Source organism: Kutzneria buriramensis (assembly GCF_003387475.1).
GTDB classification, from domain to species: Bacteria; Actinomycetota; Actinomycetes; order Mycobacteriales; family Pseudonocardiaceae; genus Kutzneria; species Kutzneria buriramensis.
Map to the genome: position 1 here is coordinate 210,789 of NZ_QUNO01000005.1, position 26,517 is coordinate 237,305.

The following is a 26,517-nucleotide window of genomic DNA, read 5'->3' on the forward strand; positions in this document are numbered from 1 at the left end:
GGCAGACCCGGTATTGCCCATTCGGCATGGGTAAGTTCACCCACGGCGCGTGGCGGAGAACCGCCACCGTTCAGTCCGGCTGACTTCCGTGCGCCGGGCCGAGGCCCTGGCGCTTCGCGTACTCCACGGCCTCGGCCCGGTTCTGCAGGCCGACCTTGGTGTACGCGTGGTTGAGGTGGGTCTTCACGGTCGCCTCGCTGACGCTGAGCCGGCGGGCGATCTCCGCGTTGGTCAGCCCGGCGGCGACCAGGCCGAGCACGTCGGCCTCGCGGGCGGTCAACTCGTTGCGGTGGTCGCGGCTGGACGGCCGCCTCGTCGGGGCCGCGCCGGCGGCGACCACCGTGCGCAGCGCGCGGATCACGGTGTCGCGGTCGGCCGCCGGCGGCAGCCATCCGGCCGCGCCGGCCTGTAACACCGGCAGCACCTGTTCGTTGGTCGCGGGCGGCACCGCGATCACGATCACCGCGGTCGCCGGGTGCTCGGTCCGCACCGCGCGGGTGAGTTCGATGGGGTCACCGCCGGGTAGCGCCAGGCCGAGCAGCAGCACTTCCGGTCGGTGTCGGTCTAGTAGGGGAGGCACCTGGGCGTGATGCGTCGCCGTGCCGACCACGGCGACGCCGGGTAAGTGCCCGAGGGCGGCGTCCAGGCCGGATCTGACCGGAGCGCGGTCCTCGGCGACCACGATTCGGACGATCGGGGTGTCCAAAGCCGTCATGGGCAAATGATGGTATGCCCACCCCGGACAGCGCAGTCGCTCTGGTCAGTTGGCGAGCCCCGCCAAGACGAAATCGGCGATCTCGGCCCCCAGTTGCTCGGGTGACTTGGGGCCATCCGGGCGATACCACGTCGGCAATTGGTTCACCACGCCCAGCGCGATCAGCACGGCGGTGTCGGCCGGCACTGCCGAGCTGAACTCGCCGGCCGCCTGCGCCTTGGCGATCACGTCCCGGAAGGTCTTCTGGTACCGGCGGCGGTCGGCGCGGAACGCCGCCATCCGCTCGGAGTCCAGTTTGTGCATCTCCCGGACGAACACGGCCGTCTCGTCGATGCGGGCCGCGGTGGTGACCACGAGGTTGATCAGGATGGCCCGGACCGTCTCCTTAGCGCCCAGGTCCTGGGCGATGATGCCGTCCAGGTCGGCGGTCTGGATCCCGATCAGCGAGTGGTAGATCTCGTAGAGCAGGTCGTCCTTGGAGTCGAAGTAGTGGTAGAGCGCGCCCTTGGTCACCTCGGCGGCGGCCACCACCTCCTGCACGGTGGTGGCGTCGAAGCCCTTCTCCGCGAACAGCTTCACCGCCGCGCGCAGGATGCGGCCCTCCATCGGGGTCAGCTCGCCGCGCCCCTGGGATGCCTTGGTCACGCTCCCACCTCACTCACTTCTGTCCTAGCGCCCTGACCACGTCGAACTGGTCAGCACCGGTCGGCAACACCATGATCGCCGGAGTGTCCAGGCCGTTCGCGACGTACTCCTCCACCCGTTCACGGCAGCGGTCCAGGCTGCCATGGACGACCAGGTCGTCCACCACGTGGTCCGGGATGGCCGCGTTGGCGCCCTTGCGGTCGCCGGCGGCCCACAGCCGGTGCATCTCGGCGAGGTCCTCGCCGCGGCCCAGCCAGTCGTGGAACGCCGCGTACGCCGGCACCGTAAGGTAGCTGCTGATCAGCATCCGGCCGAAGGCCCGGGCCGCGGCGGCGTCCTCGGTCGGGCACACGAACACCCGCGCCACGAGCTCCTTGTCGGCGCCCAACTCGGCCCGCACCTTCGGCACGTCGGTCGGCGCGAGCCAGTTCGTGATCGCGCCGTCGGCCTCCTTGGCGGCCAGCCGCAGCATGCCCGGCCGCAGCGCCGCCAGCATGATCTGCGGCGGCTGCTCGGGGACCCGCTCCAGCTTGAACCGGCTCACCGTGAACGAGCCGAAGTCGCCGTCCACCTTCTCGCCGGCCAGCGCCGGCCGCAGGAACCGGAGCGTGTCGCGGACGTGCGCGAACGGCTCCGTGAACGCGCGGGCGTTCCAGCCCTGCACGATCACCGGCGAGCTGGAGCCGATGCCCAGCGCGAACCGGCCGGGCGCGAGCTCGGCGATGGTCGCCGCCTGCATCGCCAGCAGGCCGGGGCCGCGGGTGTAGACCGGGGCGATCGCGGTGCCCAGGCGCAGCGTCGGCGCCCACTCCGCGGCCAGCGCCAGCGGCGTGAACGCGTCCGTGCCGGCCGTCTCGGCCGACCAGACGTCGGTGTAGCCCAGGTCGGGCAGGGACTTGACCAGGTCCCGCTGCGCCGGCAGCGGGATGCCAGCCAGCGGCAAGGTGATACCCCAGCGGCTCATCAGATCACCATCGGCCGGACGGTCGCGCCGCCGTCGATGACCAGCGTCTGACCGGTCATCCAGGACGAGGCGTCGGTGGCCAGGAACACGGCGGCGTTGGCGATGTCCTCCGGCTCGCCGATCCGGCCGAGCGGCAGCGCCTTGTTCAGGCGCTCCTCGTTGTTCTCCCACAGGCCGCGGGCCAGGTGGGTGCGCACCACGCCCGGCGCGATCCCGTTGACACGGGTGGTCGGCGCGAGCTCCATGGCGAACTGGCGGGTCAGGTGGATGACCGCCGCCTTGGTGGCGTTGTAGTAGCCGATGCCGATCTCCGGCGCGAGGCCGCCGATCGAGGCGATGTTGATGACCGCGCCGCCGGTGGCCGCCATCGACGCCTTCCAGACCAGGCCCGTCCACAGCACGATCGAGGTCTGGTTGACCTGCACGGTCTTGTCCGCGCGGGCCACGTCGAGGTCCACCATGGGGCCGAAGTACGGGTTGGTGCCGGCGTTGTTGACCAGGATGTCGATGCTGCCGAACTCGGCGACCGCCGCCTCCACGCAGGCCTGCGCCTGTTCCTGGCTGCCCACGTGGGCAGCCTTGGCCAGCACCTTCGCGCCCGGCTGCGCGGCGCGCAGCTCCGCGGCGACCTCGTCCAGCGCCTCCTGCTTGCGTGAGGAGAGCACCACGTTCGCGCCCTGGGCCGCGTACGCGAAGGCGATCGCCTTGCCGATGCCGCGGGACGCGCCGGTGATCAGCGCGGTCTTGCCGGTCAGACCTGACATCTTCGTCGCTCCTGTGGTCGGGTGGCCCCCACGCTACAATACCGACTAGTCGGTATGCAGTCTTGTCGGAGTCGAAGGAGGTCGTCGGGTGGAGGTTCGCGACAAGGTGGTCGTGGTGACCGGGGCCGGCCGCGGCATCGGGGCGGCGCTCGCCCGCCGGTTCGCCGCCGAGGGCGCCGCCGGCATCGTCGTCTCCGACGTCAACGGCTCCGCTGCCACGGAGGTGGCCGCGTCGTTGGACCGTGCGATCGCCGTCGCCGCCGACGTCACCGACGCCGCACAGGTCGCGGCCCTGGTGACCGCCGCCGAGGAGGCCTTCGGCCCCGTCGACCTGTTCTGCTCCAACGCCGGCGTCGCCTTCGGGCGCGGCATGGACGCGTCGCCGACGGACTGGGCCACCAACCTGAACGTGAACGTGATGGCCCACGTGCACGCCGCCAACGCCGTGCTGCCGTCGATGCTGGCGCGGGGGCGGGGGTACTTCCTGAACACCGCGTCCGCCGCCGGGCTGCTGATGGCCCCCGGCGACGCCCCGTACACCGTGTCCAAGCACGCCGCGGTGGCGTTCGCTGAGTGGCTTTCGGTGACCTACGGCGACCGGGGCATCGGCGTCAGCGTCCTGTGCCCGATGGGCGTGCGGACCGACATGCTCATGCCCGGCATCGAGCAGGGCGACCTGTCCGCGCTGGCCGTCGCGGCCTTCGGCGACATCCTCGAGCCCGACCAGGTCGCCGGCATCGTCGTCGAGGGGCTGGCGGCGGAGAAGTTCCACATCCTCCCCCACCCCGAGGTCGCCACCTTCGTCCAGCGCAAGGCCACCGACGTCGACCGCTGGCTGTCCGGCATGCGCCGCGCCGCCACCCAACTCCCCACCCCCCCAGGCCTGACCCCTCACCCCGGCGAGTCGCGCTCTCAAGCACACCGAATGCAGGTTTCGGGCAGATCCGAGCGTGGAGTCTCGTTTCTGCCCGAAACCGCATTTCGGTGTGTCTGTGAGCGCGACTCGCGGGGGTTGGAGGTCAGCCCAGCGACCGCTTGAGGAAGTCCACCTGCAGCAGCAGGAGGTTTTCGGCGACCTGTTCCTGCGGGGTCATGTGGGTGACGCCGGACAGCGGCAGCACGGTGTGCGGGCGACCGGCGGCGAGCAGCGCGGAGCTGAGGCGGAGGGTGTGCGCGGCGACCACGTTGTCGTCGGCCAGACCGTGAATGATCATCAGGTCCCGGCTGAGCTTGGACGCGTCCTCGATGAGCGAGTTGGCGTCGTACACCTCGGGCCGCTCGTCGGGATGCCCGAGGTACCGCTCGGTGTAGTGGGTGTCGTAGAGCCGCCAGTCCGTCACCGGCGCCCCGGCGATGCCGGCTCGGAAGACGTCGGGACGCCGGAGCACGGCCAGCGCGGACAGGTAGCCACCGTACGACCAGCCCCGGATGGCGACGCGCGACAGGTCCAGGAACGGGAACTGCTCCGCCGCAGCGTGCAGGCCGTCGACCTGGTCCTCCAGGGTCGCCCCGGCGAAGTCGAAGTGGATGGCCCGCTCCCACGCCGGCCCCCGCCCGGGCGTGCCCCGGCCGTCCACGACCAGCACGGCGAAGCCCTGATCGGCCAGCCACTGCGAAGCGGTGAAGCCGTTGCGGGTCTGCATCACCCGCTGGGCATGCGGCCCGCCGTACGGGTCCAGCAGCACCGGCAGCTTGCCGTCCACGTACCCGGTGGGCAGCAACAGCGCCCCGCGCAGGCCCCGCTCCCCCAGCGCCAGCAGCGTGACATTGGGCGTGATCGACGGCGTCTCGGCGAGCGACGCGATCTCGCACACCTTGCTGTCGCCACGGAAAACCTCAGTCACGGCCCCGAAGTGGCCCAGGCCGCTGCCGACCCGCACGGTCACGTCGCCGCCCCGCGCGATGGCGTGCACGCCGTCGCCGACGGACAGCCGCTCCACGCCGTCCTTGCGAACCCGGAACACGTGGATCTGCGTCGAGTCGGCGTCGTGCCCCCGAACCAGAATATCTTCGGTCGTCACTGAAGTCACAGTGTGCACGTTGAACGAGTCATCGGTACGGATCTCGTCGCCGACCACGAGCCGCCAGAAGCCGTCGATGGCGGCGATCCGGACCAGGGCGCCGTCCGAGGTCCACGCCGGCCAGCCCGGCTTGATGTCGACCCAGTCCTGGTCGGTCTCCTCGTGCAGCACGGACGTCGCGCCGGTGTCAGGGTCGACGGTCAGCACCCGCTGCGTCCGCTGGTCCCGCGTCTGCACGAGCAGCAGCGGCGGACCGCCGGCCGACCAGTGCGCGGTCGCAAGGTACGGGAAGGCGGCTCGATCCCAGTCCACGTCCACCCGGCTGCCGTCGACGCCCAGCACCGACACGCTCACGTCCGCGTTGGCGGTGCCGGCCGCCGGGTAGGCGATCTCCGCCGGCGTCCGGCCGGGATTGGCCGGGTCGGCGATGTGCCAGCGCTGCACCGGGCTGTTGTCGACCCGCGCCGCCAGCAGCCGCTCGCCGTCGGGCGCCCACCAGTAGCCGCGGAACCGGTCCATCTCCTCGGCGGCGATGAACTCCGCGACGCCCCAGGTCACCTCGTCGCCGTCCGGCACGGCCAACGCCCGGTCGCCCGAGCCGTCGACGCCGACCACCCGCAGCTCCCCGGCCGTCACGGCGTACGCGACGTGCCGGCCGGTCGGGTCGGGGCGGGGGTCGATCACCGGGCCGGGCGTGGGCAGCTCCGCGGTCGCGCCGGTGGCCAGGTCGGTCACGTGCACCTTGCCGGACAGCGCGAACGCCGCCACGGTCATCGCCCGGTCGGTGGCGTACCCGACGACACCGGCGGCCTGCTCCCGGCTGCGCTCGCGGCGCGCCCGCTCCTCCGGCGACAGCTCCTCGCTGTCGGCGAACGGGTCGAACAGCGGGGACTCCTGCCCCGTCTCGACGTCCAGGCTCCACAGGCCGGTGCGACGGTCGGTGCCCGACGCGGAGCGGAGGAACAACACCCGGGATCCGTCCGGTGCGACGGTGAACGCCCTGGGCACGCCCAACGAGAAGCGCTGGGTGCGGGCCTGCTGGCGCGGAAAGGACAGTTCAGCGGTCACCGGCTGACCCTATCCGGCCAGCCGCCGGTCACGCCGCCGCTATCTCGGCGTAGCCGCGCAGGATGCCGGCCCAGCCGCCGTCGCCGCCGACGCCGCGGGCGACCGCCTCCCAGTCGCCGCCGTGCCGCTCCAGGTGCCGGTGCTCCAGCTCGACGCGGGTCACGTCCGGGCCCTCGGCGACGAACCGGATCTCCACCTCGCTGGCCTTGGCCGGGTCGGGGTCGTACGCCCACTCGCCGTTGAGGTGCCAGCTCACCACCACGCGGTTCGGCGGGTCGTAGACCAGCACGGTGCCCCAGTCGCACTGGCTGCCGTCCACGCCGCGCTCGTACCAGCGGCCGCCCTCCCGCTGCTCCAGGATCGCCTCGGCCATGTCGGCCTTGCCGATGTGGTGGGTGGACGGCCACCAGGTGGTGAAGCCCGCGGTGAAGACCTTGAACGCGTGCTGCTGTCCGGCCTTGACGGTGACGCTCTTGGTCACGCTCATGACGGCTCCTCAGGTGTGTTCTCGACGGCGGCCGCGAAGGCCGCCAGTGCTCGGTCCCACACCAGGTCCAGGTAGGCGCGCAGGGCCGCGACCCCGTTCGGGTCGACCCGGTACAGCCGCCTGGTGCCGACCGCCTCGTCGACCACCAGCCCGGCGTCCTTGAGCACCTTGAGGTGTTGGGACACGGCCGGACGGCTGATCGGCAGCTCGCGGGCGAGCTCGCCGACCGCCTTCGGCCCGGTGGCCACCAGCTCGAAGATCGCCCGTCTGGTGGGATCGCCGAGCGCCCCGAGCCCGTCGGTTCGGTAAGTCGCCACGAACCGTAAGCTACGACTTACCAAGCCGGCCGTCAAGTCCCGAACGCAGTGAAACCATCAAGCTCAGCGGTGGGGGTTCGAGATGGTGATGTCGAAGCCGCCGGCGATGGTGATGGACGGGCCGAGGCCGGTGTGGCCGGTGTCCCAGAGCTTCTGGAGGGCCTGGGCGCGGCCGACCGCGTCGGGCCAGTCGTCCTGGCGACCCGGGGTGCACGGTTTCTTCATGTGCTTGATCCGGATCGTGTTGTACTGCTTGAAGAACGTCGCCTCGCTGACGTCGGTCGCGGGCGTGCCGCCGACGGCCTTGGTCGTCTCCTTGACGATGGTGGGCATGCCGTCGCAGTCGGTGGTGGCCGGGCCCATCATCAGCGCGGTGTCGAACAGGTTCTCCACGCCCAGGTTGGTCTTGGCGCCGATCTGGCCGGCCATGGTCAGCGCCGGCGTGAGGTAGTCGTCGTGCCAGAACGTCAGCTGGATCGCACGGGCCAGCGGGATCCGTCCAGTCTTCACAACACGCCACCTGGTCGGAAAGGGGGTTGCAACGACTCCCTGAACCCGAGCCGCGGTGATGTCGTCCATCATGAAGATCGTCTTCTGGTCGAGCCTCGACGCGGCGCCGGCCGTTGTCAGCGCGACACCGGCGGTGGCCGCGAGCCACGCGGCACACCCGGTCAACGGGTGCGCCGCGTGCGGCAGAACAGGTTCAGTCGTTCTGGGGGAAGCCCAGGTTGATGCCGCCGTGCGACGGGTCGAGCCAGCGGCCGGTGACGACCTTGGTCCGGGTGTAGAAGTGCACACCCTCGGGCCCGTACGCGTGCGAGTCGCCGAACAGCGACTGCTTCCAGCCGCCGAACGAGTAGTACGCCACCGGCACCGGGATCGGCACGTTCACGCCGACCATGCCGACCTCGATCTCGTGCTGGAACCGCCGCGCGGCCCCGCCGTCGTTGGTGAAGATGGCCACGCCGTTGCCGTACGGGTTGGCGTTCACCACCTCGACCGCCTCCTCGTACGACGGCCGCCGCACCACCGACAGCACCGGGCCGAAGATCTCGTCCCGGTAGATCGACATACCGGGCTCCACGCCGTCGAACAGGGTCGGCCCCAGCCAGAAGCCGGCGGTGTCACCGTCAATCGCGTGCTCGCGGCCATCCACCACCAGCCGGGCGCCCTCGGCCACACCGGCGTCCACATAGGACGTCACCTTGTCCCGGTGCGCGGCGGTCACCAGCGGCCCCATCTCGCTGTCGGGCTTGCGCCCGTCGCCGACCGACAACCCCGGGAGCCGCTCGGCGATCTTGGCGACGAGCTCGTCGCCGATGGGATCCACTGCCACCACGACGGAAACGGCCATGCACCGCTCCCCCGCCGAGCCGAAGCCGGCGTTCACGGCGGCGTCGGCGGCCAGGTCCAGGTCGGCGTCGGGCAGCACCACCATGTGGTTCTTGGCACCACCCAGGGCTTGCACCCGCTTGCCGGCGGCGGTGCCGGTCTCGTAGACGTAGCGGGCGATCGGCGTGGAGCCGACGAACGAGATCGCCTTGACGTCACGGTGTTCCAACAGCCGGTCCACCGCGACCTTGTCGCCGTGGACGACGTTGAGCACGCCGGCCGGCAGCCCCGCCTGCGCCCACAGGTCGGCCAGGAACATCGACGCCGACGGGTCCTTCTCGCTGGGCTTGAGCACGACCGTGTTGCCGCAGGCGATCGCGTTCGGCACGAACCACAGCGGCACCATGGCCGGGAAGTTGAACGGCGAGATCACGCCGACCACGCCGAGGGACTGCTGGATGGAGTACACGTCCACGCGGGTGGAGGCGTTCTCGCTGAAGCCGCCCTTGAGCAGCTGCGGGATGCCGCACGCGTACTCGACGTTCTCCAGGGCCCGCTGCACCTCGCCGGCGGCGTCGGATGCCACCTTGCCGTGCTCGGCGGTGATCAGCGCGGCCAGCTCGGTCTTGTTGGCGTTCAACAGTTCCCGGAACCGGAACAGCACCGTCGACCGCGCCGCGAGTGAGGCGTCGCGCCAGGTCTGCCAGGCCCGCGACGCCGCCGCGACCGCCTCGTCGACCACGTCGGCCGACGCGAAGTCCACAGTGGACGCGACGGAACCCGTTGCCGGGTCGTACACGTCGCCGCGACGCTCGGCGGTGCCCTCCCAGAGCTTGCCGTCGATCCAGTGTGTGGTCATCGGGTCAGCTCCTCGTTCGTCACGGCAATGGACTCCGCCAGAATCTCCAGCGCCTCGTCGGCTTCCGACTCGGTCAGCGTCATCGGCGGGGCCAATCGCAGCACGTTGCCGTTCAGGCCGCCCTTGCCGATCAGCAGGCCGCGCTTTCGGGTCTCCTCCAGCATCTTCGTCGCCGCGCGAGCGCTGGGCGTGTCGCCGCCGGGCTCGACCAGCTCGACGCCGATCATCAGGCCCTTGCCGCGCACGTCGCCGATCACCGGGTTCTCGTCGCCGACGTGGCGCAGCCCGTTCATCAGCTTGTTGCCCAGCTTCAGGGCGTTGGCCTGGAGGTCGTGCTCCAGCACGTAGTCCAGGGTGGCGTTGGCGGCCGCGGTGGAGATCGGGTTGCCGCCGAAGGTGGAGATCGAGTTCGCGGTCAGGCTGTCCATCACGTCGCCGCGCGCGACCACGCCGCCGATCGCGAACCCGTTGCCCAGCCCCTTGGCGAAGGTCATCATGTCCGGCGTCACCCCGTGCGCCTGGATGCCCCAGAAGTGCTCGCCGGTGCGGCCCCAGCCGGTCTGCACCTCGTCCGCGATGAGCAGGATGCCGGTCTCGTCGAGCACGTCCTTGAACGCCTTGAACAGGCCGTCCGGCGGGGTGGCGAAGCCGCCGACGCCCTGGATCGGCTCGGCGATCATGCACGCCACGTCGCCGGCGGTGGCGGTGGCCAGCACCTCGCGCAGGTCGGCCACGCACGCCGCGATGTAGTCGGCGTCGTTGAAGTCCCTGAACGGGCCGCGGTTGCGGTTGCCGCCGTGCACGTAGCTGACGTTGACCGGGCTCAGCGAGGACGCCGACCAGCCGCGGTTGCCGGTGACGGCGATCGTGCCGAAGCCGCGCCCGTGGTAGGAGTTGCGCAGCGCCAGCACCTGGTTGCTGCGGCGGAACTGGGTGGCCAGCATCATCGCGGTCTCGTTGGCCTCGGTGCCCGAGTTGGTGAAGAACACCTTGGCGTCGGGGATGCCCGAGAGCTTCGCGATCTTCTCCGCCAGCTCCACCTGCTGGCGGATCAGGTACAGCGTCGAGGTGTGCACGATGCCGCCGGCCAGCTGCGACCGCACCGCGTCGGAGATCTCGGCGATGTCGTAGCCGATCGCGTTGGTCAGGATGCCGGCGAAGAAGTCCAGGTAGGTGTGGCCCTCGGCGTCGGTGACGCGGCGGCCCTCGCCGTGCGTGATCTCGATCGGCTCGTCGTAGTAGAGGGCGAGCCACCCGGGCAGCACGGCCTTGTGCCTGGCCAGGAGATCGGCGTGCACGGACATCTTGCTCCTCCTGTCGTGGAACCGGACCCGCAAGCGAGTGTGGGGCCGGGCGGCACGCCGCCACCATGGACAACCTGTAGCGGGTTGACCGGCCTAGACTGACACTGTGTCCAAGGTGGCCAAGAGCTCGGTGTTCCCGTCGGTGTCGGACGTGCTGACGATGCCGCTCATCCGGCGCGCCCGGCCCCGGCTGGCCGCCGGGTCGGCGGGTCTGGAGGGCCGGGTGCGCTGGGTGCACGCCGCCGAGGTGGCCGACATCGGGCCGCTGCTGCGCGGCGGTGAGCTGGTGCTGACCACCGGCATCGCGCTCAGCGACGACGAGACCGCCCTGACCGCGTACATCGACGGCCTGGCCGACGCCGGCGCCAGCGGGCTGGTGATCGAGCTGGTCCGGCGCTGGACCGACGCGCTGCCGGCGGCGCTGCTCGCGGCGGCCGAGCGGCGGTCGCTGCCGGTGATCACACTGGCCCAGGAGACCCGGTTCGTGGCGGTCACCGAGGCCGTCGTGGCGATGATCGTCGACGCCCAGCTGGCCGAGCTGCGGGCCGCCGAGCAGGTGCACGAGACGTTCACGGCGCTGACCGTGTCCGGGGCGGAGCCGTCGGAGGTGCTGCGGGAGGTGGCGCGGATGACCGGCGCGCCGGTGGTGCTGGAGACGCTCGGGCACGACGTGCTGGCCTACGACCCGGCCGGCGGCGAGGTGGCCGAGCTGCTGGCGAACTGGGCCGAGCGGTCACGGGCGGTCACCGTCGCCGAGCGCACGGCGTACCACCCGGGCGCGGGCTGGCTGGTGACGATCGTCGGCGCGCGCGGCAACGACTGGGGACGGTTGGTGCTGGTCAGCCCGGACGAGCCGCCGCACCGGCTGGTCGTGGTGGCCGAGCGGGCGGCGTCGGCGCTGGCCGTGAACCGGCTCGTCGCCCGCGACCGGGAGAGCCTGGAGCGGCACACGCACCGCACGCTGCTCACCGAGCTGCTGGCGACCGGGGCCCCGCCGGTGGATCTGGCCACCCGGGCCGGCGCGCTCGGGGTTCCGTTGGAGGGCCGGCAACTCGTCGGCATGGCGATCCGGCCGGAGACCACCCCGGCGGCGACGCAGGAGGCGCTGCGGGACCTCGCCGAGGCGACCGCGACGGCCGCCCGGCGTACGAAGATCCCGGCGCTGGTCGGTGGGGTGGACGACATCTCGGTGCGGGCGCTGCTGTCGCTGCCGGCGCAGTCCAACGTGGACTCGGCGTTGCGGCGACTGGCCTCGCAGATCAGGAGTTCGCCGACGGCGATCGCGGTAGTGGTGGGCGTCGGCACGACCGTGCGGTCGATCACCGACGGCCGGCGGAGCATGATCGAGGCGGCACACGTGGCCAACGCCGCCCTGCGGTCGCCGGGCGGGCGCAGCTATCACCGGCTCGACGACGTGCGGCTGCGAGGTCTGCTGCACCTGCTTCGCGAGGACGAGCGCCTGACCGCCTTCGCCGAACGGGAACTCGGGCCGTTGCTGGCTCGGGATTCCGCGCAGGGCAGCCGGTTGGTGGACCTGCTCCGGGTGTTCTGCGAACACGGCGGCAACAAGTCGGCCGCGGCCGCCGCGGCGCACATGTCGCGGACGGCGTACTACCAGCAGCTCAGCCGAATCGAGACGGTTCTCGGTGTGTCGCTTGAGGATCCGGAGTCCATGCTGTCGCTCTACGTTGCCCTGCTCGCGATGGATCTCGGCTGCTAGGTTCTCGGTCGTGGCGGAAACCTATGCGAGCGGGCCGTTCGCGGCGACGATTCCCACCGAGCAGGAGCGGCTCCGGATGCTGGAGCGCTTCCGCGATCCGGACACGGCGGCGCTGCTCGAGTCGTTGCCGGTGCAAGAATCCTGGCGGTGCCTGGAGATCGGGGCCGGCACCGGCTCGGTGACCCGCTGGCTCGCATCCCGGTGCGCGCACGTCACCGCCGCCGATCTGGACGTCCGGCACCTGAAGCCGACGGCGAACGTCGAGGCGCTGGAAACCGACGTCACCACACATTCCTTCGCGCCGGGTTCCTTCGACCTGATCCACGCCCGGGCGGTGATGTGCCATCTGCCCTCACGGGACGAGGTCGTCGAGCGGGCGTTGCAGTGGCTGACGCCCGGCGGCTGGTTCGTGGTCGAGGACGTCTACACCCTGCCGGTCGGCTCCAGCCCGTATCCGGCGATGAACGTCTACGCCCGCGCCGCCGCCGACTCCGCCCGGGCCCGCGGCGCCGACATGCAGTGGGGCACCCGCCTGCCCGGCATCATGGCCCAGCTCGGCTACGTGGACGTCCACGTCGAGACCAAGCCCCGCATGATCGGCCTCGGCGGCCTCGCCGACGACCTGTGGCGGCTGAACCTCCGGCAGGCCGGCCCGCACCTGATCGCCAAGGGCCTGTTCACCGAGGCGGCGCTGACCGAGTGCCTGGACCTGATCGACGACCCGACCTTCGTGGACGTCCGCTACATCGGCATCTCCGTCCGGGCCCGCAAGCCTGCCTGAAACCTACATTCGGTGTGCCGCTGAGCGCGACTCGCCGACGATGGCGGCGAAGCCGACGGTGCGGGGGTCGGACCAGACGGCGGTGACGGGACGGAGCCAGAGCAGCTCGGACGGGGCGTCGGTGCCGCCCTGGCGCACCAGGTCGAGGGGATCGGTGGCCATCGGGACGCCGGCGGCGTGCACGGCCAGCGCGACGCGCAGCCAGCAGGCGGTGGTCATCGGCCCCATCACCTCGGGCGGCACGTCGGACACGAGGATCTCGAGCTGGGCAAGGTCGGACGGCTGAATCCAGTCGTTCAGGATGAGCATGCCGTCGCGGATCTCGACCAGCCTCCGGTGCAGGCGCAGCTGGCTGTTCTGCGGCAGCACGGCGTCGACGAACCGCGAACGCGGCGGGTGGAGGGCGATGTGCGGCACGGCGGTGACGAGCGCCTTCCACATGGGGTACAAGGCATTGGCGCTGCGCCACGCCGACAGGCCCAGGAAGAACGGCACGAAGGCGGCGATGGAGCAGCCCAGCGACACGCCGATGGTGTGCGGCGACGAGACGTACGTGCCGAAGGTGACCGCATACGCGGAACCGCCGAACGCCGCGAAGAACCGGCTCACCACGAAGACGAAGAACCCCAGCGATCCCACGATCAGCAGCACCAGCGGAGTCCGCACCAGCCAGGACCGCACGCGACGGAACGCCCGCAGCAGCAGGAAGAACGTGGCGGCGGTCGCAATCCCCTGATACGAAAGGTAGACGACCCAGTACAGGTCCAGCACCGACAAGGTCCCCGGCACCGGGAAGAAGTGCGGGCGGGCCACCCCGCCGCCGGCCTGGAACACCACGAACGACACGATCATCACGAAAACCGTGACACCGCAGGACATCCAGCGCAACCACGGGGAGATCCGCACCTCGGCGGCGCGGGCGGCGAACGTCAGCAGGGTGGCGGCGACGCCGACGGCGGCCACGCTGGAGATCAGGTTCTCCACGTCCGGGTTGCCGGTCAGCCCCTGGAGAAACGCGTTGGTGTCCTTCTGGAGCATGGTGATCCCGAGCGCCAACAGCAGCAGCGCGAACCACAGCGGCCGCTGGCTGCGCGACCGCAGCGCCGACACGCGCACCACCACGACGATCCAGCACAGGTAGAGCAGAACCGTCTGGATGACGTCAGTCACCGTCGTTGATCCCCAGCATCCGACCGAGCGGCCCGGCATCGGCCCGCGCCCGCCGCCGCGCCACCCGCTCCAGGATCAGGCTGGCCACCATCTCCGCGTCCCGCTCCTGCCCGGTGGTGTAACTGGTCCGGGCCAGCACCTGCCGCGCCAGCCCCGGATCGACCTGCCCGTCGCGCAGCGCGTCGGTCAGCGCGGGCGGCAGGTCGTCGGTGACGTGGTCGCACAGCATGTGCCCGATCTCGTGCAGGATGATGTGCTCCTGGTGGAAGCGGCTGGTGCGGTGCTCGACGAACACGTGGTCGGCGACATCGGTGGCGATCCACATGCCGCACGCGTTCAGCCCGGCCGACGCCGGCACGGCCAGCGGGTGCACGTGCAGCGGCCGGCCGCGCTGGGCGGAGATCACCTCGCACAGCCCGGCGACGGAGAACCGCCGCATGGTCGCGTACCGGTCGGCGATCTCGCGCAGCCAGCGCTGTCTTCTCACGGTGTCCGCCTCTGCGGTCGGCGCCGGCGGGCACCGGTGGAACGGCGCCCACGCGGCGGCCTCAGTCATCGACCTCGTCGAGCTTCTCGATCTGCCGGGCGCGTTCCACCAGCTCCAGGATGGCCCGCTGGCTCCGCTCGGACAGCCCGTCGGCGCGCATCGCGATCATCCGCACGCCGCTCTGGCGCAGGCAGGCCGCCAGCTCCATGTCCGCGCTGGTCACCTCGTGGTCGAAGAAGTACGCCGGCGGGCGGCCGAAGAACCGGGCCAGCGCCTGGAGCCGGTCGCCGGTGGGGTTGCCGCGCTGCCCGGTGCGCAGCATCCACAGGTAGCCGGTCGAGATGGACAGTCCCGTCTCGCGGCGGATCTCCCGCGCGATGGCGGCGTTGCCGGGCGCGCGGCCCGGCCAGCGCTCCGCCACCAGCGCGTTGATCTTGTCGGCCACCGACTCGACAGTGTCGTCCACCAGTGACTTTCCCCCAGGTCACACCCCAGAAAACCCACTTTCGACGGTAGTGAACACGCAACGCGCATGTCAAGGAACGCAGCGTGTTGACAGGGCCGTCGGCGGCTGACAGGCTGGCCGAGGCGTCCACCGGTTTGAACAAGCGTGAACCCGAGGGGTGTTCACGTCGGTGGCCGCCTACAGGACGCGGCCAGGGGGCGCGTCCTGCTACGCGAGCCACCTCAGGGCGTCCGGCAGCACGCGCCGCCAGTAGCCGTCCGTGTGCTCGCCATGGTCGAAGTCCGCCACCTCGGCGTGCGCCGCCACCTCTCGCGCCGAGTCGTAGAACGGGTCCTCGTACCCGCACCAGACGCCCAGCCGCGCCGGCAGCGGGTGCCGCAGCGGCTCGTACGACTCCCACTGCGCCTCGTCGGCGAACGCGTTCACGGTCCGGGCGTCGTCCCATGACCGGAACAGCGCCGGGCTGAGCACCGCCGCCGGCAGGCCGGCCTGCCGGGCGTACACGAGCCCGCCGAAGCAGCCCATGGAAATGCCGAGGACCGCTCGCGGCTCTCCCAGCCCGGCCGCCCGCAGCCAGCCCGGCAGCTCCGCGGTCAGCATCTTCTGCGGGTCGTCGGCGCCGCGCGGTACCCAATAGGAATCGCCGCCGTCAACCGCCACCACCGTGAACTTAGCTCGGGCGGCCGCCAGGAACTGCGGCAGCCCGAGCGTGACCATGCCTCGGGCGCTGCTGCCGCGCCCGTGCAGGACGACACACACCTGTAACCCCGGCGCGGCATTCATCGTCACGAATTCGACGTCGCAGCCCCGCGCCGCCGACTTCTGCCGGGTCACGGACACCGCCACCGGCGGCACGTCCGGCACCGTGCCATCAGGCCCGGTCCACCCCAACAGCCGCCGCAACCGGGTCTGTTCGACCGCCGCCGCCGCGACCAGTCCCGCTGTCCCCACCCCGCCGCCTACCAGCAGCGCCCGCCGAGAGATCACGATCAAGTGACGCCCGAACGGGCAGGGAGGTTCCGTTCTGGACACACTGTGCACGGTGGCGGCCAACCATGGACAGTGTGACACTGCCCTTTCCGGCAGCCGGCACACACGATACTGACTTCTCGCTCAGGTGGCGTCAGGAGCTAGCCATGGCACACTCCCCGGTCCCAGTCACCCAATCGGACGGCCGTATCGAGCTCGCGGACGACTCGGCGGTGGTCGGCAGCAGGTTCTACAACCCCGAGTTGGCCCCGGTGCCGCTGGAGCGCCGGACCTGGTCCACGTACAACTTCTTCGCGCTGTGGATGGGCATGGCCCACAACATCCCCAGCTACACCCTGGCCGCCTCGCTGATCGCGCTGGGCATGGACTGGGTGCAGGCGTTCGTGACGATCACCCTGGGCAACCTGATCGTGCTGGTGCCGATGCTGCTCAACAGCCACGCCGGCACCAAGTACGGCATCCCGTTCCCGGTGTTCGCCCGCAGCTTCTACGGCGTGCGCGGGGCCAACCTGCCGGCGCTGCTGCGGGCGTTCATCGCCTGCGGCTGGTTCGGCATCCAGACCTGGGTCGGCGGCGAGGCGCTGTACGTGATCGTCGGCAAGCTGTTCGGCAGCGGCTGGACCAACGCCGGCCAGGTCGGCGGCCAGCCGTGGACGCTGTGGCTGTGCTTCGCCCTGTTCTGGGTGGCGCAGATGCTGATCATCTGGCGCGGCATGGACGCGATCCGCCGGTTCGAGAACTGGACGGCGCCGCTGGTGTCGGTCGGCTTCCTCATCCTGCTGGGCTACGTGCTGGTCAAGGCGGGCGGCTTCGGCCCGATCCTGTCCGAGCCGTCCAAGCTGGGCTGGGGGCCGGGCTTCTGGGCGGTGTTCTGGCCGTCGCTGATGGCGATGATCGCGTTCTGGTCCACGCTGTCGTTGAACATGCCGGACTTCACCCGGTTCGGCGGCAGCCAGCGCAAGCAGTTCTGGGGCCAGATCCTGGGCCTGCCGACCACCATGTCGTTCATCGCGATCGTGGCCATCCTGACCACCTCAGGCGCGGTCTCCCTGTACGGCCAGGCGATCTGGGACCCGGCCCAGCTGGCCAGCCACTTCGACAGCCCGCTGCTGGTGGTCGTCGCGCTGGTCGCGCTGGTGCTGGCGACGGTGTCGGCCAACCTGGCGGCCAACGTCGTGTCGCCGTCCTACGACTTCTCCAACGCGGTGCCCAAGCGCATCACCTTCGCCACCGGCGGCCTGATCACCGGCATCCTCGGCGTGGTGATCCAGCCGTGGCGGCTGATCTCCGACCCGCACATCTACATCTTCACCTGGCTCGGTTTCTACGGCGGCGTGCTGGCCTCGGTGGCCGGCGTGCTGATCGCCGGCTACTGGCTGGTCAACCGCACCCAGCTCGACCTCGTCGACCTGTACCGGGACAGCGGCCGGTACTGGTTCTCGGGCGGCTGGAACTGGCGGGCGCTGGTGGCCACCCTGGTCGGCTCCCTGCTCGCCGTCGGCGGCGCCTACTCCGCCCCCGGCACCGGGCCGTTCCCCGCCGACGGCCTGATCCCGTTCCTCAAGCCCCTCTACGACTACAGCTGGGTGGCCGGCCTGATCGCCGCCTTCGTGCTGTACCTGGTGCTGGCACCGAGGCCCTCGGCCTCGCCGGCAGTGACCGTCGCGACGAACTAGAAGGAGCGCTAATCGTGGCACCACAGATCGTCCGGGCCGGGCTGGTCCAGCAGCGCTGGACCGGCGACAAGGAATCGATGATCGCGAACGCGGTGGCCGCCGTCGCGACCGCCGCCTCGCAGGGCGCGCAGGTCGTCTGCCTCCAGGAGCTGTTCTACGGGCCGTACTTCTGCCAGGTGCAGGACGCGGACTACTACTCCTACACCGAGCAGATCCCGGACGGGCCGACCACGCAGCTGCTGTGCGAGGTGGCCAAGCAGCACGGCGTGGTGCTGGTCGCGCCGATGTACGAGGAGGAGCAGCCCGGCGTCTACTACAACACCGCGGCGGTGATCGACGCCGACGGCAAGTATCTGGGCAAGCACCGCAAGAACCACATCCCGCAGGTGAAGGGGTTCTGGGAGAAGTTCTACTTCCGGCCCGGCAACCTGGGCTACCCGGTGTTCGACACCGCTGTCGGCCGGATCGGCGTGTACATCTGCTACGAGCGGCACTTCCCGGAGGGCTGGCGGGCACTGGGCCTGGCCGGCGCGCAGATCGTGTTCAACCCGTCGGCGACCAGCCGCGGCCTGTCGGAGTACCTGTGGCGGCTGGAGCAGCCGGCGGCCGCGGTGGCCAACGAGTACTACGTCGGCACCATCAACCGGGTCGGCGTGGAACCGTTGGGCGAGAACGACTTCTACGGCCAGTCGTACTTCGTGGACCCGCGCGGGCAGCTGGTCGGCGAGGCCGCGTCGGACACCGAGGAGGAGGTCGTCGTCCGCGACCTGGACATGGGCAGGCTGGCCGAGGTCCGGGACCTGTGGGCGTTCTACCGCGACCGTCGGCCCGACAGCTACGAATCGCTGGTGAAGCCGTGAGCATTCTGATCAGGGGCGGCACCGTGCTCAGCTCGACGGGCTCGGTGACCGCGGACGTGGTCGTGGACGGCGAGACGATCACGGCGGTGGTGGCGCCCGGCTCGTGGCCGGGCAACGCCGACACGGTCGTCGACGCGACCGGCAAGTACGTGCTGCCGGGCGGCATCGACGGCCACACGCACATGGAGATGCCGTTCGGCGGCACCTTCTCGGCCGACACGTTCGAGACCGGCACCACGGCGGCGGCGTGGGGCGGCACCACCACCATCGTCGACTTCGCCGTGCAGGCCAAGGGGTCCTCACTGCTGTCCACTTTGGACAAGTGGCACGAGAAGGCCGACGGCAACTGCGCGATCGACTACGGCTTCCACATGATCGTGTCCGACGTCAATGACGGCACGCTCAAGGAGATGGACGCCTGCGTGGACGCCGGCGTGAACACGTTCAAGATGTTCATGGCCTATCCGGGCGTGTTCTACTCCACCGACGGCGAGATTCTCCTGGCCATGCAGCGGGCCCGGGCCAACGGCGGCACGATCATGATGCACGCGGAGAACGGCATCGCGATCGACCAGCTGGTGGCGCAGGCACTCGCGGCCGGCCGCACCGATCCCGTGCAGCACGGCCTGACCCGGCCGCCGGAGCTGGAGGGTGAGGCCACCCACCGCGCGATCCAGCTGGCCAAGGTCACCGGCGCGCCGCTGTACATCGTGCACCTGTCAGCGGCGCAGGCGTTGGAAGCCGTTGCCGAGGCGCGGAACGACGGACAGAACGTGTTCGCCGAGACGTGTCCGCAGTACCTGTTCCTGTCCATCGAGGACCTCGCCCGCCCGGACTTCGAGGGCGCCAAGTTCGTGGCGTCGCCGCCGTTGCGGGAGAAGTCGCACCAGGGCGCGTTGTGGCAGGGTTTGCGCACCAACGACCTGTCGGTGGTGTCGACGGATCACTGCCCGTTCTGCTTCGTGGAGCAGAAGGACCTGGGGCGCGGCGACTTCTCCAAGATTCCCAACGGGATGCCCGGCGTCGAGCACCGGATGGACCTGATCTACCAGGGTGTGGTCGGCGGCGAGCTGACGTTGCAGCGCTGGGTCGAGGTCACCTCGACGACCCCGGCACGGATGTTCGGCCTGTACCCGCGCAAGGGCGTGATAGCGCCGGGTTCGGACGCCGACATCGTGGTGTACGACCCGAACGCGCGGCAGACGCTGTCGGCCAGCACGCACCACATGAACGTGGACTACTCGGCGTACGAGGGCATGGAGCTCACCGGTCGGGTGGACACCGTGCTGTCGCGGGGCCGGGTCGTGGTCGACGGCGCCGGCTGGCACGGCGGCAAGGGGCACGGCAAGTTCCTGGCCCGTGAACTCAACCAGTACCTGAACTGAGAGGGCGCAGCGATGGATTTCGGCGTTGTGCTGCAAACGGATCCGCCGGCTCGGGACGTGGTGGAGATGATGAAGGCCGCCGAGGCCGGCGGCTTCGCGTACGGCTGGACGTTCGACTCGGTCGTGCTGTGGCAGGAGCCGTTCGTCATCTACTCGCAGATCCTGGCCGCGACCTCGTCGCTCGTGGTCGGGCCGATGGTCACTAACCCGAGCACCCGGGACTGGTCGGTGACCGCGTCGCTGTTCGCCACGCTGAACGACATGTTCGGCAACCGGACCGTGTGCGGCATCGGCCGCGGCGACTCCGCGCGGCGGGTGATCGGCCAGAAGCCGGCGACGCTGGCGACGCTGGGCGAGGCGATGCACGTGATCAAGGAGCTGGCCGAGGGGCGGGAGGTCGACCACCACGGGGTGCCCGTGCGGATCCCGTGGGTGCGCGACGGCAAGCTGGAGATGTGGATGGCCGCGTACGGGCCGAAGGCGCTGAAGCTGGTCGGCGAGCAGGCCGACGGCTTCATCCTCCAGACCGCCGACCCCGACATCGCCCGCTGGACCATCGGCTCCGTGCGGGAGGCGGCCGCCGCCGTCGGCCGTGACCCGTCGGCCGTGAAGATCTGCGTCGCCGCGCCGGCGTACGTCGGGTCGGATCTCGCACACCAGCGGGACCAGCTGCGGTGGTTCGGCGGCATGGTCGGCAACCACGTCGCCGACCTCGTCTCCCGGTACGGCGAGGGCGGCGGGGTGCCGAAGGCGTTGACCGACTACATCAAGGGTCGGGAGGGCTACGACTACTCCCACCACGGGCGCGCCGGCAACCCGTCGACGGACTTCGTCCCCGACGCCATCGTCGACCGCTTCTGCCTGGTGGGCCCCGAATCCGCCCACCTGGACCGCCTCCAGGAACTCGCCGCCCTGGGCGTCGACCAGTTCGCCCTCTACCTCATGCACGACGACCGCGACAAAACCCTGGCCGCCTACTCCACCCTCATCCCCTCCGTCTGAACCCCCGCGAGTCGCGCTCGGCACCAGACCGAACGTAGGTTTCGCGCAGATCCGAGACTCCAGGCTCATTTCTGCCGGAAACCTACATTCGCTCTGCCCGTGAGCGCGACTCGCGGGGGTTGCGGGGCTACCGGCCTCGGCTTACTGTTACCTCAAGTAACAGGTAACCGGGAGGTCGGCGATGACGGAGCCCGACAAGCTGGTGCTGCAACCCCGTGACGTCCGGTTCGACTGGTCCGAACTGCCCATGCACTGGGTGCCGCGGGAGCCGTTCGCCACCCACATGCTCAACGTCCTGCACCTGCTGCTGCCGGAGGGCGAGCGCTGGTTCTGCCGCGCGTTCCAGCAGGCCCTGCCGCTGATCGACGACGACCGGCTGGCCGAGGACGTCCGCGGCTTCATCGGCCAGGAGGCGGTGCACGCCGAGGCCCACCAGGGCGTGCTCGCCCATCTGCCGGCCAACGGCCTCGACCCGGAGCCGTTCGTCGAGCAGGTGTCCTGGATCTTCCGGCGCATCCTCGGCGAGCGCCCGGCGCTGACGGTGCGCGGCCGCCAGGAGTACCTGATCGAGCAGCTGGCCCTGGTCGCGGCCATCGAGCACGTCACGGCGCTGCTCGGCGACTGGATCCTCAACTCCCCCGGCCTGGACGCCGCCGACGCCGACCGCACCATGCTGGACCTGCTGCGCTGGCACGGCGCGGAGGAGGTCGAGCACCGCTGCGTCGCGTTCGACGTGATGCGCCACTTCGACGGCCGCTACCTGCGCCGCGTGCGGGCCATGTTCATCGCCGGCCCGACGTTGTGGATCATGTGGGTCAAGGGCGTGAAGTTCCTGATGGCCCACGACCCCGAGCTGCCCAACGGCACGAAGCCGACCTGGGGCGACTACCGGCGCGCGGTCGGAAAGGGCCTGCTGCCCGGACCGTGGCGGATCGCCCGCTCGATGTCCCGGTACTTCAAGCCCGGCTACTACCCCACCCAGGAGGGCTCCACCGCCCAGGCGGTCGCCTACCTGGCGCAGTCCCCGGCAGCGCAGGCAGCGCACTGATGCAGGACCGATTCCTCCGCGGCCTGACCCGGTTCACGGACGTCTACACACAGACCCTGCCGTACTGGGGGCGCAGCCGCGGAAACCCCGCGCCCCTCGAACGCCCGCTGAACCTCGTGGTGGGCGAACGAAAACTGGTCGCCGACGACGTCGTCAGCATCCGGCTGGCCGGCGAGGACCTGCCGACCTGGCACCCGGGCGCCCACCTCGACCTGCACCTGCCGTCCGGACTGCGCCGGCAGTACTCCCTGTGCGGGGACCCGGGCGACCACAGCTACCGGATCGCCGCCCGGCTGATCGGCCCCGGCTCGGCCGAGGTGCACTCGCTGCGCCCCGGCGACCGGGTCACGGTCCGCGGCCCGCGCAACGCGTTTCCCTTCGTGGCCCGGGGAAAGGCGCTGTTCATCGCCGGCGGCATCGGCATCACGCCGATCCTGCCGATGGTCCGGACGGCCGCCAGAACGGGAATGGACTGGCGACTCGTCTACAAAGGACGGTCACTGCCGTTCCTGGACGAGCTGCCGCGAGGAAACGTCACCATCAACCCCGACCGCGGCGACCTGCTCAAGCACGCCCCCGAGGGCGGCGCGGTCTACGTCTGCGGCCCCACGCCGATGCTGGACGCCGTGAAGAACAACTTCAGGGACTGCCCGGCGACCGGCCTGCACTACGAGCGGTTCGGACCGCCGCCGGTGGTCGACGGCAAGCCGTTCGAGCTCCAGGTGGGCACAACCGTCCTGCACGTGCCGGCGGACCGGTCCGCCCTGGCCGTGCTGCGGGACTTCCGGCCCAGTGTGCCGTACTCGTGCCAGCAGGGGTTCTGCGGCACCTGCCGGCAACGCACGGTCGACGGCAATGACATCCTGGTGTGCGTCGAGCGCACCGACGGCGAGCGCTTGGTGCTGGAGGAGCGATGAAGAGCAGGACGGTTACCTCCGACGGCGTGAAGCTGGCCGTCTACGAGCAGGGCGACCCGGCCAAGCCGACCGTGCTGCTGGTACACGGCTACCCCGACACCCACCTGATGTGGAACGACGTGGCCGCCCGCCTGGTCGAGGACTTCCACGTGGTCAGCTACGACACCCGCGGCGCCGGCAAGACCGGCAAGCCGTCCACTGTGGATGGTTACCGGCTGGAGCACCTGGCCCACGACCTGATCGCCGTCGCCGACGCGGTCAGCCCGGACCGCCCGGTGCACGTGGTCGCACACGACTGGGGCTCGATCCAGGCCTGGGAGGCCGTCACCGAGCCGGCCAACGCCGACCGCATCGCCTCGTACACCTCCATCTCCGGCCCGTGCCTGGACCACATCGCGCACTGGATGCGCCGCCCCAGCCCCAAGGTCGTCCGGCAACTGCTGCACTCCTGGTACATCGGCTTCTTCCACCTGCCGGTGCTGCCCGCGCTGGCCTGGCGCCTCTGGTTGGGCCGCAACTGGAGCCGCGTGCTGCGCATCGCCGACGGCGTGCCGCGCCGGGCCGGGCATCCCGCGCCGACCATCACCAAGGACGGCATCAACGGCATGTCCTTGTACAAAGCCAACTTCCGACCGGTGATGCGCAACCCGCGGGAGCGCCGCACGACCGTTCCGGTGCAGGTCATCCACCCCGAGCGGGATCGGTACGCGACCGCGCCGCTGACCGAGAACCTCCAGCGCTGGGCGCCGAAACTGTGGCGGCGCACGGTTCCCGCCAGCCACTGGGTCGCGCTCACGCACCCGGAGGTGGTGGCGCGCATGGCCACCGAGTTCATCCGGCACGTCGACGGCGCGCCGGCCACCCGGTCGCTGCGCCGCGCCGAGGTCGGCCGGCACCGGCCGCCGTTCGCGGACAAGCTGGTGGTGATCACCGGCGGCGGCAGCGGCATCGGCCGGGCGACGGCGCTGGCGTTCGCCAAGCAGGGCGCGGAGGTCGTGGTCTGTGACGTCAACCACGACACCGCCGCCGAGACCGCCGTCCTGGCCGGCGGGAAGACGCACGCGTACCAGGTGAACGTCGCCGACGAGGGCGCGGTGGCCAAGTTCGCCGCCGATGTCACCGCCGCGCACGGAATCCCGGACGTGGTGGTGAACAACGCCGGCATCGGCCACGCCGGCGCGCTGATGGACGCCACCACCGAGGAGTGGCAGCGGGTGCTGGACGTCAACCTGTGGGGCGTGATCCACGGCAGCAAGGTGTTCGGGGAGCTGATGATCGCCGGGGGTGAGGGTGGTCACATCGTCAACGTCGCCTCCGCCGCCGCGTACCTGCCGTCCAAGCTGCTCGGCGTGTACTCGACGTCCAAGGCCGCCGTGTTCATGCTGTCCGACTGCCTGCGGGCCGAGCTGGCTTCGGCCGGCATCGGCGTGTCGACCATCTGCCCCGGCATCGTGAACACGAACATCGCCGGCACCACCACGTTCTCCGGGGCGTCGGCGGCCGAGCAGGCGCAGAAGCAGGCGGCCAGCACCAAGGCCTACCGGCGGCGCAACTTCCCGCCGGAGCGGGTCGCCGCCGAGATCGTGCGGGCGGTGCGGCAGCGGCGGACGATCGTGCCCGTGACCGCCGAGGCCAAGGCCGCTCGGGTGATGAGCCTGCTTTTCCCGAACGTGCTGCGAGGGCTTGCCGCTAGATTCTGACCATGACTTCGCGCCCGTTCCAGGTCGTCTGCGAGATCGAGCCGCCGACCAGGCCCGACCTGATGCACGTCCGGCATCAGATCGGCACGCTGTCCAAGGTCGCCGACCGCTTTCTCATCCCCGACAACCACATCGGGCGGGCCACGGTGTCCAGCGTGGCCGTCGCGCACGAGGTGCAGGCCATGGGCGGGCACAGCATCGCCTGCCTGAACTCGCGTGACCGCAACATGTTGGGCTTCCGGCGGGACCTGCTCACCGCCGCCGCGTACGGCGTCGAGGAGTTCCTGTTCGTCTACGGCGACGACCCCAAGTCGGGCAGCCGGACCGGGCAGCTCACCGTGCGGTCGATGATCGACGAGGTGCGGTCGCTGTCCGAGGACAAGGCGTTCGCCGGCGTCGCCCCGTTCCGCATCGGCACCGCCGCCGGCCTGCGGCCGCTGCCGAAGTGGAAGCACGCCGCCGACTTCATGTTCGTGCAGGTCAGCTTCTCGATCGACGCGCTGCTGCGGTGGCGCGACGCCAACCCGGTCGACATGCCCGTCTACGCCGGCGTGATGGTGATCGCCAGCGCCGGCCACGCGCAGCGGCTGTCCGCCGCCATCCCCGACATCGACATCCCCTCCGACCTGGTCGACCGTCTCGACGGCGATCGCCTGGCCGGCGTCGAGTCCACCTGCGAGCAGGTGCTCAAGATCCGCGAGTCCGGCGCGTTCGACGGCGTGCACCTGGTGCCGGTGGCCCGCTACCGCGAGGTCGCCGCACGCCTGGAGCAGGCCCTGAAGTGATCGCCGCATTCCTGTCGGCCGCCCGGTCGGCGGCCCCGCTGCTGCACGCGCCCGAGCTGGCGGAGTCGTGGGTCAAGCCCAGCGCCCTGGCCGAGTTCCGGATCTCCGGCCTCGCCGGTCACCTGCACGGCCAGGTGGGCAACATCCCCCGCTACCTCGACGCGCCGGTTCCGTCGGACGCGCCGGTGATGGACGCCGTCCACTACTACGCCCGGCACCCCGACCTCGACGTCGACTCCCCCATCGCGTCCGGCATCCGCGAGCGGAGCGAACAGAACGCCGGCGCTTCCGCCGCCGAGCTCGCCGCCCGCTACGACGCGGCCATCGTCGAGGTCGCGGCGCGGCTCGAGGGCCTGGACGAGGACCGTCCGATCCTGGTGTTCGACCGCTGGATGCTGCCGCTCGGCCAGTGCCTGCTCACCCGGCTGCTGGAGATCGTCGTGCACGCCGACGACCTGGCGGTGAGCCTGGACGTCCCCACACCCCAGTTCGACGACGAGGTGGTCGACGCCGCCGTCACCACGCTGGCCCGCATCGCGGTGCGCAAGCGCGGAGCGCTCCCCGTGCTCCGCGCCCTGTCCCGCCGCGAACGCGCCGACGCCCTGGCCACCGCCTTCTGACGAACGGCGTCACAGGTTCGGGACGTGTCCGGTCTTCCTGGCATGAGCCACGCACTGGAGTCGAAGACCGGCGTCGACGGGCCGGTCACCCTGATCAAGAACTACGCGGTGCCGGCGGCCGAAGCCGAGCACTTCGTCGAGGTGTACCGGGAGAACGCCCGGATCATGTCGACCCAGCCCGGCTTCGTGCGGTCCCGCCTGCACCGGGCGCTCGCCGACGCGCCCGAGGCGCGGTTCGTGCACGTCGCCGACTGGAGCTCGGGCACCGCGCTCGACCGGGCCACCGCCAATCCCGAGTGGCTCGCCTCGCTGCGACGCATGTTCGACGATCCCGGCCTGCACATCACCTCGGAGCCGGCCGCCTACCGCGTCGCCGTCGAACTCCACCCCTTCTGACCAGAGTTGCCACATGCGCGCTCTTCGCGTGGCGTCAG

General features: G+C 70.7%; 27 protein-coding genes. 13 read left to right on the forward strand and 14 right to left on the reverse strand.

Translation table 11 applies throughout. The features are described from left to right. Window positions 1-70 precede the first annotated feature (70 nt). From BCF44_RS16280 to BCF44_RS16295, 4 genes are read right to left on the reverse strand one after another with little or no spacing between them, the layout of a single operon-like run. Window positions 71-715 carry a response regulator transcription factor gene (locus BCF44_RS16280; RefSeq protein WP_116175131.1) on the reverse strand — a complete coding sequence of 215 codons (645 nt, stop codon included), beginning with the start codon at window positions 713-715 and terminating at the stop codon, window positions 71-73. A 45-nt stretch (window positions 716-760) separates the two neighbouring features. Continuing rightward, the gene (locus BCF44_RS16285) at window positions 761-1,360 is read right to left on the reverse strand and encodes a TetR/AcrR family transcriptional regulator (RefSeq protein WP_246015137.1); all 600 of its coding nucleotides are present in this window, start codon (window positions 1,358-1,360) and stop codon (window positions 761-763) included. 13 nt (window positions 1,361-1,373) lie between these two features. Further along, complete coding sequence (locus BCF44_RS16290; protein ID WP_116175132.1) at window positions 1,374-2,324, reverse strand: LLM class F420-dependent oxidoreductase; 951 nt, start codon at window positions 2,322-2,324, stop codon at window positions 1,374-1,376. Beyond that, window positions 2,324-3,088, reverse strand: coding sequence for an SDR family oxidoreductase (locus BCF44_RS16295; protein WP_116175133.1), 765 nt, complete (start codon window positions 3,086-3,088; stop codon window positions 2,324-2,326). The genes BCF44_RS16290 and BCF44_RS16295 overlap by 1 nt, the downstream gene beginning before the upstream one ends. 88 nt (window positions 3,089-3,176) lie before the next feature. Here BCF44_RS16295 and BCF44_RS16300 point away from each other — a divergent pair, with 88 nt between their 5' ends. After that, window positions 3,177-4,127 carry an SDR family oxidoreductase gene (locus BCF44_RS16300; protein WP_116175134.1) on the forward strand — a complete coding sequence of 317 codons (951 nt, stop codon included), beginning with the start codon at window positions 3,177-3,179 and terminating at the stop codon, window positions 4,125-4,127. Here the strand turns inward: BCF44_RS16300 and BCF44_RS16305 are convergent. The 6 genes from BCF44_RS16305 to BCF44_RS16330 form a co-directional block, all read right to left on the reverse strand. Next, complete coding sequence (locus BCF44_RS16305) at window positions 4,108-6,177, reverse strand: S9 family peptidase (protein ID WP_116175135.1); 2,070 nt, start codon at window positions 6,175-6,177, stop codon at window positions 4,108-4,110. The genes BCF44_RS16300 and BCF44_RS16305 overlap by 20 nt on opposite strands. Before the next feature lie 28 nt (window positions 6,178-6,205). Next, window positions 6,206-6,664, reverse strand: coding sequence for an SRPBCC family protein (locus BCF44_RS16310; protein ID WP_116175136.1), 459 nt, complete (start codon window positions 6,662-6,664; stop codon window positions 6,206-6,208). Continuing rightward, a complete protein-coding gene (locus BCF44_RS16315; protein ID WP_170217564.1) occupies window positions 6,661-6,981 on the reverse strand; it encodes an ArsR/SmtB family transcription factor in 321 nt (106 codons plus the stop codon). The genes BCF44_RS16310 and BCF44_RS16315 overlap by 4 nt, the downstream gene beginning before the upstream one ends. A gap of 63 nt (window positions 6,982-7,044) precedes the next feature. Beyond that, a complete protein-coding gene (locus BCF44_RS16320; RefSeq protein WP_170217565.1) occupies window positions 7,045-7,491 on the reverse strand; it encodes a chitosanase in 447 nt (148 codons plus the stop codon). A gap of 193 nt (window positions 7,492-7,684) precedes the next feature. After that, window positions 7,685-9,172: a CoA-acylating methylmalonate-semialdehyde dehydrogenase gene (locus tag BCF44_RS16325; protein WP_116175138.1), complete on the reverse strand. Its 1,488-nt coding sequence runs from the start codon at window positions 9,170-9,172 to the stop codon at window positions 7,685-7,687. Continuing rightward, entirely contained in the window at window positions 9,169-10,476 is a 1,308-nt protein-coding gene (locus BCF44_RS16330; protein ID WP_116175139.1) for an aspartate aminotransferase family protein, read from the reverse strand. Before BCF44_RS16330 ends, BCF44_RS16325 begins: the two co-directional genes overlap by 4 nt. A gap of 130 nt (window positions 10,477-10,606) precedes the next feature. Between BCF44_RS16330 and BCF44_RS16335 the strand changes: the two genes are divergently transcribed. Both BCF44_RS16335 and BCF44_RS16340 read left to right on the forward strand, forming a co-directional pair. After that, window positions 10,607-12,196: a PucR family transcriptional regulator gene (locus BCF44_RS16335; protein WP_116175486.1), complete on the forward strand. Its 1,590-nt coding sequence runs from the start codon at window positions 10,607-10,609 to the stop codon at window positions 12,194-12,196. Window positions 12,197-12,206: 10 nt separating this feature from the next. Continuing rightward, window positions 12,207-12,977, forward strand: coding sequence for a class I SAM-dependent methyltransferase (locus BCF44_RS16340; RefSeq protein WP_116175140.1), 771 nt, complete (start codon window positions 12,207-12,209; stop codon window positions 12,975-12,977). Between the two features lie 3 nt (window positions 12,978-12,980). Here the strand turns inward: BCF44_RS16340 and BCF44_RS16345 are convergent, their stop codons facing one another. The 4 genes from BCF44_RS16345 to BCF44_RS16360 form a co-directional block, all read right to left on the reverse strand. Next, the gene (locus tag BCF44_RS16345; RefSeq protein ID WP_116175141.1) at window positions 12,981-14,147 is read right to left on the reverse strand and encodes an MAB_1171c family putative transporter; all 1,167 of its coding nucleotides are present in this window, start codon (window positions 14,145-14,147) and stop codon (window positions 12,981-12,983) included. Beyond that, window positions 14,140-14,703, reverse strand: coding sequence for a hypothetical protein (locus BCF44_RS16350; protein ID WP_116175142.1), 564 nt, complete (start codon window positions 14,701-14,703; stop codon window positions 14,140-14,142). Before BCF44_RS16350 ends, BCF44_RS16345 begins: the two co-directional genes overlap by 8 nt. Beyond that, window positions 14,696-15,100 carry a helix-turn-helix domain-containing protein gene (locus BCF44_RS16355; RefSeq protein WP_116175143.1) on the reverse strand — a complete coding sequence of 135 codons (405 nt, stop codon included), beginning with the start codon at window positions 15,098-15,100 and terminating at the stop codon, window positions 14,696-14,698. The genes BCF44_RS16350 and BCF44_RS16355 overlap by 8 nt, the downstream gene beginning before the upstream one ends. 207 nt (window positions 15,101-15,307) lie before the next feature. Continuing rightward, a complete protein-coding gene (locus tag BCF44_RS16360) occupies window positions 15,308-16,051 on the reverse strand; it encodes an alpha/beta hydrolase (RefSeq protein ID WP_170217566.1) in 744 nt (247 codons plus the stop codon). A gap of 185 nt (window positions 16,052-16,236) precedes the next feature. On the opposite strand from BCF44_RS16360, the gene BCF44_RS16370 reads away from it, so the two are divergent. The 10 genes from BCF44_RS16370 (at window position 16,237) to BCF44_RS16415 (ending at window position 26,479) form a co-directional block, all read left to right on the forward strand. Continuing rightward, the gene (locus tag BCF44_RS16370) at window positions 16,237-17,766 is read left to right on the forward strand and encodes an NCS1 family nucleobase:cation symporter-1 (protein WP_116175146.1); all 1,530 of its coding nucleotides are present in this window, start codon (window positions 16,237-16,239) and stop codon (window positions 17,764-17,766) included. A 77-nt stretch (window positions 17,767-17,843) separates the two neighbouring features. Further along, a complete protein-coding gene (locus BCF44_RS16375) occupies window positions 17,844-18,626 on the forward strand; it encodes a nitrilase-related carbon-nitrogen hydrolase (protein ID WP_246015214.1) in 783 nt (260 codons plus the stop codon). After that, window positions 18,623-20,011, forward strand: coding sequence for a dihydropyrimidinase (hydA, locus tag BCF44_RS16380; RefSeq protein WP_116175147.1), 1,389 nt, complete (start codon window positions 18,623-18,625; stop codon window positions 20,009-20,011). Before BCF44_RS16375 ends, hydA begins: the two co-directional genes overlap by 4 nt. A gap of 12 nt (window positions 20,012-20,023) precedes the next feature. After that, window positions 20,024-21,013, forward strand: coding sequence for a TIGR03842 family LLM class F420-dependent oxidoreductase (locus tag BCF44_RS16385; protein WP_116175148.1), 990 nt, complete (start codon window positions 20,024-20,026; stop codon window positions 21,011-21,013). Window positions 21,014-21,194: 181 nt separating this feature from the next. Beyond that, window positions 21,195-22,061, forward strand: coding sequence for a metal-dependent hydrolase (locus BCF44_RS16390; protein ID WP_116175149.1), 867 nt, complete (start codon window positions 21,195-21,197; stop codon window positions 22,059-22,061). Next, window positions 22,061-22,978 (forward strand): PDR/VanB family oxidoreductase, encoded by a 918-nt coding sequence (locus tag BCF44_RS16395; protein WP_116175150.1) that lies wholly within the window; start codon window positions 22,061-22,063, stop codon window positions 22,976-22,978. The genes BCF44_RS16390 and BCF44_RS16395 overlap by 1 nt, the downstream gene beginning before the upstream one ends. Then, on the forward strand, window positions 22,975-24,678 hold the full coding sequence (locus BCF44_RS16400) for an SDR family oxidoreductase (protein WP_116175151.1): 1,704 nt from the start codon (window positions 22,975-22,977) through the stop codon (window positions 24,676-24,678). Before BCF44_RS16395 ends, BCF44_RS16400 begins: the two co-directional genes overlap by 4 nt. A gap of 2 nt (window positions 24,679-24,680) precedes the next feature. Then, window positions 24,681-25,463, forward strand: coding sequence for a methylenetetrahydrofolate reductase (locus BCF44_RS16405; RefSeq protein ID WP_116175152.1), 783 nt, complete (start codon window positions 24,681-24,683; stop codon window positions 25,461-25,463). After that, window positions 25,460-26,083, forward strand: coding sequence for a maleylpyruvate isomerase N-terminal domain-containing protein (locus BCF44_RS16410; RefSeq protein ID WP_170217567.1), 624 nt, complete (start codon window positions 25,460-25,462; stop codon window positions 26,081-26,083). The genes BCF44_RS16405 and BCF44_RS16410 overlap by 4 nt, the downstream gene beginning before the upstream one ends. A 42-nt stretch (window positions 26,084-26,125) precedes the next feature. Next, a complete protein-coding gene (locus BCF44_RS16415) occupies window positions 26,126-26,479 on the forward strand; it encodes an antibiotic biosynthesis monooxygenase family protein (protein WP_116175154.1) in 354 nt (117 codons plus the stop codon). The last annotated feature ends 38 nt before the right edge of the window (window positions 26,480-26,517 follow it).

Bases quoted from the DNA above. Each gene is read 5' to 3' on its own strand.
- BCF44_RS16280 (WP_116175131.1), bottom strand. From the start codon at position 715: ATGACGGCTTTGGACACCCCGATCGTCCGAATCGTGGTCGCCGAGGAC.
- BCF44_RS16290 (WP_116175132.1), bottom strand. From the start codon at position 2,324: ATGAGCCGCTGGGGTATCACCTTGCCGCTGGCTGGCATCCCGCTGCCG.
- BCF44_RS16295 (WP_116175133.1), bottom strand. From the start codon at position 3,088: ATGTCAGGTCTGACCGGCAAGACCGCGCTGATCACCGGCGCGTCCCGC.
- BCF44_RS16310 (WP_116175136.1), bottom strand. From the start codon at position 6,664: ATGAGCGTGACCAAGAGCGTCACCGTCAAGGCCGGACAGCAGCACGCG.
- BCF44_RS16325 (WP_116175138.1), bottom strand. From the start codon at position 9,172: ATGACCACACACTGGATCGACGGCAAGCTCTGGGAGGGCACCGCCGAG.
- BCF44_RS16330 (WP_116175139.1), bottom strand. From the start codon at position 10,476: ATGTCCGTGCACGCCGATCTCCTGGCCAGGCACAAGGCCGTGCTGCCC.
- BCF44_RS16350 (WP_116175142.1), bottom strand. From the start codon at position 14,703: ATGACTGAGGCCGCCGCGTGGGCGCCGTTCCACCGGTGCCCGCCGGCG.
- BCF44_RS16370 (WP_116175146.1), top strand. From the start codon at position 16,237: ATGGCACACTCCCCGGTCCCAGTCACCCAATCGGACGGCCGTATCGAG.
- BCF44_RS16375 (WP_246015214.1), top strand. From the start codon at position 17,844: ATGATCGCGAACGCGGTGGCCGCCGTCGCGACCGCCGCCTCGCAGGGC.
- BCF44_RS16385 (WP_116175148.1), top strand. From the start codon at position 20,024: ATGGATTTCGGCGTTGTGCTGCAAACGGATCCGCCGGCTCGGGACGTG.
- BCF44_RS16390 (WP_116175149.1), top strand. From the start codon at position 21,195: ATGACGGAGCCCGACAAGCTGGTGCTGCAACCCCGTGACGTCCGGTTC.
- BCF44_RS16395 (WP_116175150.1), top strand. From the start codon at position 22,061: ATGCAGGACCGATTCCTCCGCGGCCTGACCCGGTTCACGGACGTCTAC.
- BCF44_RS16400 (WP_116175151.1), top strand. From the start codon at position 22,975: ATGAAGAGCAGGACGGTTACCTCCGACGGCGTGAAGCTGGCCGTCTAC.
- BCF44_RS16405 (WP_116175152.1), top strand. From the start codon at position 24,681: ATGACTTCGCGCCCGTTCCAGGTCGTCTGCGAGATCGAGCCGCCGACC.
- BCF44_RS16415 (WP_116175154.1), top strand. From the start codon at position 26,126: ATGAGCCACGCACTGGAGTCGAAGACCGGCGTCGACGGGCCGGTCACC.